Source organism: Burkholderia sp. Bp9142, from assembly GCF_003853415.1.
Classification (GTDB): Bacteria; Pseudomonadota; Gammaproteobacteria; order Burkholderiales; family Burkholderiaceae; genus Burkholderia.
On the sequence record NZ_QTPP01000035.1, the window covers coordinates 74,820 to 83,912 of the forward strand.

The 9,093-nt window shown below is 65.4% G+C and carries 9 protein-coding genes; 2 read left to right on the plus strand and 7 right to left on the minus strand.

Annotation, left to right across the window (positions count from 1 at the left end; genetic code table 11):
* Nucleotides 1-52: 52 nt before the first annotated feature.
* The 4 genes from DIE22_RS29605 to DIE22_RS29620 all read right to left on the minus strand — a co-directional run bounded on the left by DIE22_RS29605 (nt 53) and on the right by DIE22_RS29620 (nt 3,161).
* Nucleotides 53-535: a low molecular weight protein-tyrosine-phosphatase gene (locus tag DIE22_RS29605; protein WP_124500740.1), complete on the minus strand. Its 483-nt coding sequence runs from the start codon at nt 533-535 to the stop codon at nt 53-55.
* Between the two features lie 101 nt (nt 536-636).
* Nucleotides 637-864 carry a hypothetical protein gene (locus tag DIE22_RS29610; protein ID WP_124500739.1) on the minus strand — a complete coding sequence of 76 codons (228 nt, stop codon included), beginning with the start codon at nt 862-864 and terminating at the stop codon, nt 637-639.
* A 127-nt stretch (nt 865-991) separates the two neighbouring features.
* A complete protein-coding gene (locus DIE22_RS29615) occupies nt 992-2,404 on the minus strand; it encodes a lactate utilization protein B (protein ID WP_124606645.1) in 1,413 nt (470 codons plus the stop codon).
* A 34-nt stretch (nt 2,405-2,438) separates the two neighbouring features.
* Nucleotides 2,439-3,161, minus strand: a complete 723-nt coding sequence (locus DIE22_RS29620) for a (Fe-S)-binding protein (protein WP_124500737.1) — start codon at nt 3,159-3,161, stop codon at nt 2,439-2,441.
* Between the two features lie 182 nt (nt 3,162-3,343).
* On the opposite strand from DIE22_RS29620, the gene DIE22_RS29625 reads away from it, so the two are divergent.
* Nucleotides 3,344-4,153, plus strand: coding sequence for an IclR family transcriptional regulator (locus tag DIE22_RS29625; protein WP_057925430.1), 810 nt, complete (start codon nt 3,344-3,346; stop codon nt 4,151-4,153).
* Nucleotides 4,154-4,256: 103 nt separating this feature from the next.
* Here DIE22_RS29625 and pbpG read toward each other — a convergent pair whose 3' ends face one another.
* Entirely contained in the window at nt 4,257-5,405 is a 1,149-nt protein-coding gene (pbpG, locus tag DIE22_RS29630) for a D-alanyl-D-alanine endopeptidase (RefSeq protein ID WP_124500736.1), read from the minus strand.
* A 652-nt stretch (nt 5,406-6,057) separates the two neighbouring features.
* Here pbpG and DIE22_RS29635 point away from each other — a divergent pair.
* Nucleotides 6,058-6,624, plus strand: a complete 567-nt coding sequence (locus tag DIE22_RS29635) for a phasin family protein (protein ID WP_124500735.1) — start codon at nt 6,058-6,060, stop codon at nt 6,622-6,624.
* 180 nt (nt 6,625-6,804) lie between these two features.
* Here the strand turns inward: DIE22_RS29635 and lpdA are convergent, their stop codons facing one another.
* Both lpdA and DIE22_RS29650 read right to left on the minus strand, forming a co-directional pair.
* Nucleotides 6,805-8,571, minus strand: a complete 1,767-nt coding sequence (gene lpdA / locus DIE22_RS29640; RefSeq protein ID WP_124500734.1) for a dihydrolipoyl dehydrogenase — start codon at nt 8,569-8,571, stop codon at nt 6,805-6,807.
* A gap of 282 nt (nt 8,572-8,853) precedes the next feature.
* Nucleotides 8,854-9,093, minus strand: a 240-nt coding sequence (locus tag DIE22_RS29650; protein ID WP_185640711.1) for a 2-oxo acid dehydrogenase subunit E2, incomplete at its 5' end; no start/stop codon positions are given.

Below are 9,093 nucleotides of genomic sequence, written 5' to 3' on the forward strand. Positions count from 1 at the left end.
GTATCCATGTCTGCGACAGGGTATTCGCAGCACGCTGAATACCTTGCCTCGATCAGCGTGCGGCGCCGCTGCGGAGGGTGTCCAGCAGGCCCGCACACGCGCGCTCGACCTGGTCGAGCACCTGTTCGAAGCCCTGCGCGCCGCCGAAATAAGGATCGGCCACTTCGGTCTCGGCCGCGCCCGGCGCGAACTCCATCAGCAGGCGCACCTTGTCGCGAAGCTCGGGCGGACAGCGCCGGCGCAATTCCGCGAGATTGGCTTCATCCATCGCCAGCAGCAGGTCGAACCGCTCGAAATCCGCCGCGCTCACCTGCCGCGCCCGCAACGTCGACAGGTCGTAGCCGCGGGTGCGGGCCGCCGCCTGCGCGCGCGTGTCGGGCGGTTCGCCGACGTGCCAGTCGCCGGTGCCGGCCGAATCGATCGCGATCCGGTCGGCCAGCCCGGCCGCGTCCACCTGGTGGCGCATCACGCCTTCCGCCGTGGGCGAACGGCAGATATTGCCGAGACAGACGAAACAGATCGCAACGCGGGTCATCGCACTATCGGAAAGCCGCGGAGAACCGCGAGGGAGAAGAACGCGCCATTATACAAAGGCGCCCGAAATCGCGCCGCCGTGCAAAGCGACGGCGGCGTGCCTTACAGCGCCTTGGGTGCGGCGAGCACGACGTCGCCGGATGCGGCCGGCAACGGTTTCGTCGCGTCGTCGACCAGACCGAACGACACCGCGCGCGCCAGCTCGGCCGATGCCTGATGCACGGCGAGCGGACCACGCGCCGGCGCGTCGGCCATTGCGTGCAGATAGGCGAGCGCGGCGAGCGGGACGACGATTGCCAGCGGCCAGTACATCGATATTGTCTTTCTCATGATGCGGCTCCTTGACCTCATGCCCCGAAACCCGATTTCGGGGACTACAGGCAAGATTCTATAGACCGCACCTATCGAGATAAATGTGTAAATAGCGAACGCACTGTTGTCGCCCGATGAACAGTCGTCAGCCGAGGTGACTTTGCGATGCGGCGTACAGTTCGCGGAACGTGCGGCCGGTCGGCGTCGGCATGTCGCGCGTGTCCATCCAGCCGCCCATCATCGGCAGGCGCCGCAGCGTGCCGCCGCTGCCGCCGAGCCGCTCGAGGACCCGCACCGCGAGCTTGGTCGCCAGCGCGTACAGCACCGGCCTGCGCGCGAAAAAGCCCCACGCGGCGAGCGCAGCGCGCTCGCGCCACGGTCGCAGGTGCCGCTCGACCTGTTTCTCGCGCAGCGTGCGCAGCAGGTGCGACAGCGGGATCCCCGCCGGGCACACGCTGTCGCATTCGCCGCACAGCGTCGCGGCCTGCGGCAGGTCGAGCGCTCGGTCGACACCGACGTAGCTCGGCGTCAGCACCGACCCCATCGGGCCCGGATAGACCCATCCGTACGCGTGCCCGCCGACCTTCTGGTACACCGGGCAATGGTTCATGCACGCGCCGCAGCGGATGCAGCGCAGCATCTCCTGGAATTCGCCGCCGATCAGCCCCGTGCGGCCACCGTCGACGAGCACCACGTAGTTGTGCTCCGGGCCGTCCTCGTCGCCGGGGCCGCGCGGCCCGGTGAGCAGCGAGAAGTAGTTCGACGTCTTCTGCCCGGTCGCCGAGCGCGGCAGCAGACGCATCGCCGTCGCGAGATCCTCGAGCGTCGGCAGCACCTTCTCGATGCCCGTCACCGCGACGTGCACGCGCGGCATCACGGTGCACATCCCTTCGTTCCCCTCGTTCGTGACGAGCGCGACCGACCCCGTCTCGGCGATCACGAAGTTGCCGCCCGTCACGCCCATGTCGGCCGACAGGAAATGCGGACGCAGCACCTCGCGCGCCTCGCGCGTCATGTCGGGAATCTCGGTCAGCCGCTCGCGGTGGTGCGTGCGCGCGAACAGGTCGGCGATCTCGTCCTTGTCCTTGTGCACGACGGGCGCGATGATGTGGCTCGGCGGCTCGTTGTCGTTGATCTGCAGGATGTACTCACCGAGGTCCGTCTCGATCGACTGCACGCCCATCTCGGCGAGCACCGCGTTCAGGCGCATTTCCTCGGACACCATCGACTTCGTCTTGATGACCTTCTTCACGTCGTGGCGCCGCGCGATGTCGGCGACGAGCCGCGCGGCGTCCGCGGTCGTTTCCGCGAACAGCACCGTCGTGCCCCGCCGCGTCGCCTCGCGCTCGAACGCCTCGAGCCATACGTCGAGGTTCTCCAGCGCACGATTGCGGCGCGCCTTCAGCGCTGCGCGCGTCGCCGGGAAGTCGATTGCGGTCATCGCGTCGGCGCGCGCGGACACGAACTTGCTCGACAGCTTCTTCAGGTTCTGCTGCAGGCGCTGGTCGGCCAGCTTCTGGCCGGCACGCGCCTTGAAATGCATCGATTGGACTTGCATCGCGGTATCGGGGAAAAGTGAGCGGAACCGGGCGTCAGACGTCGCCCGCCAGCACCTGCGCGACGTGCAGCACGCGCGTGTCGCGGTCGCCCGTGCGGCGCAACCGCCCTTCGATGTTCAGCATGCAGCCGAGATCGCCGAGCACCACGGCGCCCGCGCCGGAGGCGCGCACGTTCGCGCATTTCTCGTCCGCGATGGCCGCCGAAATGTCGCCGTACTTGACCGCGAAGGTGCCGCCGAAGCCGCAGCAGTGCTCGCAGTCCTTCATCTCGGTGACGGCCACGCCGCGCTGCGCGAGCAGCGCGCGCGGCTGCGCCTTCACGCCGAGCTCGCGCAGGCCCGAACACGAGTCGTGGTAGGTGACGGGGCCCGCGAATTCGCCGGGCGCGAGCGTCACCTTCGCGACGTTCGCGAGGAAATCGGTCAGTTCGTACACTTTCTGCTGGAGCCGCGCATAGCGTCCCATCAGTTCGGGGTCGTCGCGGAACAGGTCGCCGTAGTGCGCGCGGATCATGCCGCCGCACGAGCCCGACGGCGCGACGACGTAGTCGAACTGCTCGAACTCGCGCAGCGTCTTTTCCGCGAGGTCGCGCGCGAGCGCGCGGTCGCCCGAGTTGTAGGCAGGCTGGCCGCAGCAGGTTTGCGCAGGCGGCACGAACACCTCGTAGCCGGCATCGCGAATCAGTTTCAGCGCGGAAAAACCGATTTCCGGACGCATCAGGTCGACCAGGCAGGTCACGAACAAACCGACTCGCATACGCGCTCCTTCGAGAAAACGGCTCTCATTATCCGCCGTTTGGCCGGCAAGACCAACGCCGGCGCGTACGCAAGCGCGCACGGCCGGAAACGAGGACTTCCTCGAACGGCGTTCGCTTTTTTCACGATACGAGATACAATCGACGCAACACCGCTTGACGCGTCAACCGATTCTCCCCCGACATGAGCCAACCCACCCCGGATTCCAAAACGTCGATCCAGGTGATCGAACGCATGATGCGGCTGCTGGACGCGCTCGCCGCGCACAGCGACCCCGTCAGCCTGAAGGAGCTTGCGCAGCGCACCGACCTGCATCCGTCGACCGCGCACCGTATCCTCAACGACATGGTGACCTGCCGCCTCGTCGACCGTTCCGATCCCGGCACCTACCGGCTCGGCATGCGGCTGCTCGAGCTCGGCAACCTCGTGAAGGCGCGCCTGTCGGTGCGTGACGCGGCGCTGATGCCGATGCGCGAGCTGCACCGCCTGACCGGCCAGACCGTGAACCTGTCGGTGCGCCAGGGCGACGAAATCGTCTATATCGAGCGCGCGTATTCGGAGCGCTCGGGCATGCAGGTCGTCCGCGCGATCGGCGGCCGCGCGCCGCTGCACCTGACCTCGGTCGGCAAGCTGTTTCTCGCGGTCGACGAAACGTCGCGCGTGCGCGCCTATGCGACGCGCACCGGGCTGTCCGGCCATACGCAGAACAGCATTACCGACATCGCGAAGCTCGAGCGCGAGCTGACGCTCGTGCGCCAGCAATCGTGCGCGCGCGACAACGAGGAACTGGAGCTGGGCGTGCGCTGTATCGCGGCCGGCATCTATGACGACTCGGGCAAGCTCGTCGCGGGCCTGTCGCTATCGGCTCCGGCCGACCGCCTGCAGGACGCGTGGCTCGGCCAGCTGAGCCGCACCGCCCTGACCATCTCCGAATCGCTCGGCTACCGCCCCGCGCCCGCGAAAGATACGGAAGGGCTGCAGCGGCACGCGTGAGCCGCGCTACCCGCGGCATGGCGGCCGAACGAAAAAAGCCCCGCGATTTTGCGGGGCTTTTTCCTTGCAGCGATCGGTGCGGCGGCGAACCGCCGCGGCGCGATCAGGTGCCGCCGTTCGCCGTGTTGGCCGCCGTCAGGCGCTCGCCGCCGCCGGCGTCGAGCCAGTTGCGCAGGCGCGCCGCGTCGGCGAAGCGCGAATACTTGCCGAACGAATCCAGCAACACCAGCACCATGGGACGGCCATGGATCGTCGCCTGCATCACGAGACACTCGCCTGCCTCGTTGATGAAGCCCGTCTTCTGCAGGCCGATGTCCCACGAGCCGTTGCCGCGGATCAGCGCGTTCGTGCTGTTGTAGACCAAGTTGCGCTTGCCCGTATTGACGTCGTATGTACGATCGGTCGAGAACTGGCGAATCATCGGGTACTGGTACGCGGCATTGACCATCTTCACGAGGTCGCGCGCGCTCGACACGTTCGAGCTCGACAGGCCCGTCGAATTCTCGAAGTGCGTGTCGTTCATGCCGAGCGACTTCGCCTTTGCGTTCATCGCGGCGATGAAGGCCGGACGGCCGCCCGGGTAGTAACGCGACAGCGCGGCAGCCGCGCGGTTTTCCGACGCCATCAGCGCGATGTGCAGCATGTCCTCGCGCGACAGAACCGAGCCGACCGACAGGCGCGAGCCCGTACCCTTCTCGTAGTCGCGATCTTCGTCGGTGACCTCGATCTGGTCGGCCATCGGCGCCTTCGCGTCGAGCACGACCATCGCCGTCATCAGCTTCGAGATCGACGCGATCGGCACGACCGCGTGCGAATTCTTGTCGAACAGCGGCTCGCCGGTGTTCTGGTCGACGACGTACGCGACGCTCGAGCGCAGCGCCAGTGCGTCCGGCGTGTCGTGCAGGCCGAATGCCTGACCGACCGTCGGGCGACGCGGCTGGAACGCCACCTTGCGCACCGCGCCGCGATGGCCGTGCACGTTCGACGCGAGCGTCGCGCGCTTGCGCGATGCCTTAGGCGCATCGGCCGACGCAACGTTGGCGGATTTTGCGGAGGCGGCCTTCACCTTCTTCTTCGTGGACGAAGCGGAAGCGGCTTTCTTGGCGGCCTGGTGAGTGTTCGCAGTGGCGGCAAAGGCGTCAGCGGGCGTGACGGACGCGGCGGTCGCCAGCAAGGCGACGGCGACCGAGACAGCCGTGCCGAGCGTCATGCTCTGCAACAATCTGCGCGGTGAAAACGATTCGGCTTTCATTGGGGTCTGGACAAAGCGGGCGGAGTTTCCGCAAGTGTAGTTAAAGCTGAAAAAAAGAGCAATATTAGGCACTTACCGATCGTCGTTAAACCGGAATGTAAGGGTCGCCCGACCATGAGTCGATCAACCTTCCCGCTCCCATCGAAAAAATTCATGGGATGCGCTGCCCGACAGCACCCGTCTCCCGATTACCACACGGTTAATTGAGATAACGTCACTTCGGCGACGATTTAAAGCGGGGAAAGTACGTATCCGGCGCTCGGCGTGCCTGTGGCACAGGTCTCGGCCGCGGCGGCGGCCCATCGCCACGGCGCGCGCATTGAAACGGTGCGCTCTTCGACAGGAACAGAAGCATAACGTTCCACACCCCTGTCAGGTTTACCTGTGCATGATCATGGAATGCCGTGCCTGCCCCTGCCCGGTGCGCACCATGTGGGATCGCGCGTGAAACCGATTCCGAACGACCGCGATAACTTGTTGTTTTATCGATAATTTGTCGCGATTGTGCAACGCACAAAAAGTGCTTGACAACTGTTTTCTCTGCCCTAAAATACGACTCATTGCTGCGTCGCACAAAGCGCGCACATCCGAGATTCCCCAGCGTAGTGCCCTTTACCCTGCGATCGACGCGATCGCTTTTCAGGAGCTTGACATGTCCTTGCTGACCCCCGAGCAAATCGCCGCCGCACAGAAAGCCAACCTCGAAAGCCTGTTCGGTCTGACGACCAAGGCGTTCGAAGGCGTCGAAAAGCTGATCGAACTGAACCTGCAGGTCGTGAAGTCGACGCTGACGGAGAGCCAGGAAAACGCACAGCGCCTGCTGTCGGTGAAGGACGCACAGGAACTGATCGCGCTGCAAGCGAGCCTGTCGCAACCGGTCGCGGAAAAGGTGCTGTCGTACGGCCGTCACCTGTATGAAATCGCGTCGGCGACGCAAGCCGAGTTCGCGAAGGTTGCCGAAGCGCAATTCGAAGAGCAGAACAAGAAGGTCCAGGCCCTCGTCGACAACGTCGCGAAGAACGCCCCGGCCGGTTCGGAAACGGCTGTTGCCGCGCTGAAGTCGGCACTGAACGCTGCGAACACCACGTACGAAACGGTCCAGAAGGCTGCGAAGCAAGCCGTCGAGATCGCCGAAACGAACTTCAACGCGGCTGCCGCTGTCGCGACGAAGGCTGCCAGCGCTGCTGCATCGCGCCGTTCGAGCAAGCCGGCCGCGTAAGCGTCCCCTGCTCCTGAAAAAGCCGCGCACTGCGCGGCTTTTTTGTTTCCGGCGCGTGAACATCCGTGCATCCGGTCGTCGGTGCGTTGGCGCGACACGGACAAAAGAAACGCCGCCGTCCGGGTGTCCCGGGCGGCGGCGTTTTTCATGGCCGGCGCGAGGCCGGCCGTGCCGATTGCGTTACTTCTTGCGTTGCGGCGGCAGGTCCGTACAGACGCCTTCGTACAGTTCGGCGGCCATGCCGACCGATTCACCGAGCGTCGGGTGCGGATGGATCGTCTTGCCGATGTCTTCCGCGTCCGCGCCCATCTCGACGGCCAGGCACACTTCGCTGATCAGGTCGCCCGCGTTCAGGCCGACGATGCCGCCGCCGATCACGCGATGGGTTTCCTCGTCGAAGATCAGCTTCGTGAAGCCTTCGTCGCGGCCGTTCGCGATCGCGCGGCCCGAAGCGGCCCACGGGAACACGGCCTTGCCGTACTTGATGCCTTCGGCCTTGCACTGGTCTTCCGTCTTGCCGGCCCACGCCACTTCCGGATCCGTGTACGCCACCGACGGGATCTGCAGCGCGTCGAAGTACGCCTTCTCGCCGTGCGCGGCTTCCGCCGCGACGTGGCCTTCATGCACAGCCTTGTGCGCGAGCATCGGCTGGCCGACGACGTCGCCGATCGCGAAGATGTGCGGGACGTTCGTGCGCATCTGCTTGTCGACGTCGATGAAGCCGCGATCCGTGACGGCGACGCCTGCCTTGTCGGCACCGATCGTCTTGCCGTTCGGGCTGCGGCCCACCGCGACCAGCACGAGGTCGTAGCGCTGCGCTTCCGCCGGCGCCTTCTCGCCCTCGAACTTCACGTAGATGCCGTCTTCCTTGGCTTCCGCGCCGACCGTCTTGGTCTTCAGCATCACGTTGCCGAAGCGCTTCGCGTTGTACTTTTCCCAGACCTTCACGAGATCGCGGTCCGCGCCCATCATCAGGCCGTCCATCATTTCGACCACGTCGATCTCGGCGCCGAGCGTCGCGTACACCGTCGCCATTTCGAGGCCGATGATGCCGCCGCCGATCACGAGCATGCGCTTGGGCAGCTGGCGCAGTTCGAGTGCGCCCGTCGAATCGACGACGCGCGGGTCTTCCGGCATGAACGGCAGCTTCACGGCCTGCGAGCCCGCGGCGATGATCGCCTGCTTGAACTTGACGACCTTCTTGCCGTTTTCGCCCTGCACTTCCATGTGATACGGATCGATGAACGCGCCGACGCCGGTGACCACGTCGACCTTGCGCGCCTTCGCCATGCCGGCGAGGCCCGTCGTCAGTTTCTTGACGACGCCGCCCTTGAAGTCGCGCAGCTTGTCGAGATCGACTTCCGGCTTGCCGAACGAGATGCCGTGCGCCGCGAGCGCCTCGGCTTCCTCGACGACGAGTGCCGTGTGCAGCAGCGCCTTCGACGGGATGCAGCCGACATTCAGGCATACGCCGCCGAGCGTCGAGTAGCGTTCGACCAGCACCGTCTTCATGCCGAGGTCCGCTGCGCGGAACGCGGCCGAGTAGCCGCCGGGGCCGGCGCCGAGCACGAGCATGTCGCATTCGATGTCGGCGGAGCCGCTGTAGCTGCCGGCTTGCGGCGCGGGTGCCGGGGCGGCGGCCGCCGGTGCCGGTGCAGCCGCTGCGGGCTTGGCCGGCTCCGGTGCCTTCGCGGGTGCGGCGGCGCCTGCCGCTGCTTCGACGAGTGCGATGACCGTGCCTTGCGAGACCTTGTCGCCGGCCTTGATCTTGATTTCCTTGACTGTGCCGGCGACGTCGCTGGGCACTTCCATGGAGGCTTTGTCCGATTCGAGCGTGATGAGCGTTTGCTCTTTTTCGATCACGTCGCCCGGCTTCACGTTGACTTCGATGACATCGACGCCGCTGAAATCGCCGATATCCGGAACCTTGACTTCGATGAGACTCATTACTGTCCCCTTCTTGATTAGCTGCAGACAGAGAGGGAGAGACCCGCAGAAAGAACCCGCAACGACGGCCTGACAAGAGAGCGCGAACCTGGGCAGGACCACCTTTGCCGTCCGCCCAAGGACGCGCCTTTCTTTTGGTTACTTTTCTTTGGAAGACAAAGAAAAGTGACCGCCGCCCCGCGCAGGGGCGACGCTAATAGACCGTTAGCAAAACAGGTTCAACGACAGAGCGTGGATAACAAACCAAAAAACCCACGCCCCCGCGAGCCCACTCCCCGCTCATCAAAGAATGATGCGACGGAAATCGGCAAGCAACGCGCCGAGATACGCATTGAACCGCGCGGCTTCCGCGCCATCGATGACGCGATGGTCATACGACAGCGACAGCGGCAGCGTGAGCCGCGGCACGAACTGCTTGCCGTCCCACACCGGCTTCATCTGGCCGCGCGACAACCCGAGGATCGCCACTTCCGGCGCGTTGATGATCGGCGTGAAGTTCGTGCCGCCGATCCCGCCGAGCGA

What these genes read in the sequence shown, in the direction of transcription:
- DIE22_RS29605 (WP_124500740.1), bottom strand. Translation starts at nt 535, where the DNA reads ATGACCCGCGTTGCGATCTGTTTCGTCTGTCTCGGCAATATCTGCCGT.
- DIE22_RS29610 (WP_124500739.1), bottom strand. Translation starts at nt 864, where the DNA reads ATGAGAAAGACAATATCGATGTACTGGCCGCTGGCAATCGTCGTCCCG.
- DIE22_RS29615 (WP_124606645.1), bottom strand. Translation starts at nt 2,404, where the DNA reads ATGCAAGTCCAATCGATGCATTTCAAGGCGCGTGCCGGCCAGAAGCTG.
- DIE22_RS29620 (WP_124500737.1), bottom strand. Translation starts at nt 3,161, where the DNA reads ATGCGAGTCGGTTTGTTCGTGACCTGCCTGGTCGACCTGATGCGTCCG.
- DIE22_RS29625 (WP_057925430.1), top strand. Translation starts at nt 3,344, where the DNA reads ATGAGCCAACCCACCCCGGATTCCAAAACGTCGATCCAGGTGATCGAA.
- pbpG (WP_124500736.1), bottom strand. Translation starts at nt 5,405, where the DNA reads ATGAAAGCCGAATCGTTTTCACCGCGCAGATTGTTGCAGAGCATGACG.
- DIE22_RS29635 (WP_124500735.1), top strand. Translation starts at nt 6,058, where the DNA reads ATGTCCTTGCTGACCCCCGAGCAAATCGCCGCCGCACAGAAAGCCAAC.
- lpdA (WP_124500734.1), bottom strand. Translation starts at nt 8,571, where the DNA reads ATGAGTCTCATCGAAGTCAAGGTTCCGGATATCGGCGATTTCAGCGGC.